This is a genomic window from Citrobacter sp. TBCS-14 (assembly GCF_005280805.1).
Taxonomy (GTDB): Bacteria; Pseudomonadota; Gammaproteobacteria; order Enterobacterales; family Enterobacteriaceae; genus Citrobacter; species Citrobacter gillenii.
Genome location: NZ_SZWM01001005.1, coordinates 1 through 575, shown reverse-complemented (window position 1 = coordinate 575; position 575 = coordinate 1). Strand labels below are relative to the sequence as shown.

Annotated in this window: 1 protein-coding gene; it reads right to left on the bottom strand. The window is 36.5% G+C overall.

Annotated elements, in window-relative coordinates; all coding sequences use genetic code 11:
• Positions 1–564 (bottom strand): hypothetical protein (locus FDX22_RS22640; RefSeq protein ID WP_255433041.1); only part of this gene is annotated, 564 nt, incomplete at its 3' end.
• Positions 565–575 lie beyond the last annotated feature (11 nt).

Genomic DNA, 575 nt, shown 5'->3' with positions numbered 1-575 from the left:
TCCTTCAGGGCACTGAAGCTGTAGCGGAACGGCGCTAGTGACGTTAGACATGTTCAAAGCTGTCCAATCACTAACGTCTCCATCTACACTAAGTAATTTAACATTGATATTTTCTGCATTAACTTGGTCTAATGTCGTAACGTTTCGAGGTTTTTCGCTTGAAACTACACCTGTTCCGTCAGTTGTCCTGATGTCAATCAAAACTTTTAGAACTCCAGAACTATTATTTAAATCGACATTATTGCTATTATTTGAAGTTTCAGCCGATAAAGTAACAGGGTGCGCTGTTTGAGTTAAGTCAATATTTGCATGGATATAGTTGACAGAATTCCCCTTTAAAGCTACTGTTTCGTTTGATAGTTCAAAATATCTTCCGCCAGCAATAATTGAAGTATTAGTATATTGTACGTTTAGAGCTGTGTTTATTGGATTAGACCAGTCTTTTCGTCTAATTGTTCCATAGTCCATTCCAGTCAACATCATGTATAATTTTCCGTCATTGTTTGAACCTACTGGAAACTCTGTACCACTTGGACTGAAAAACGTGAAGTTTTTAATTGTCATTTTTAACCTTT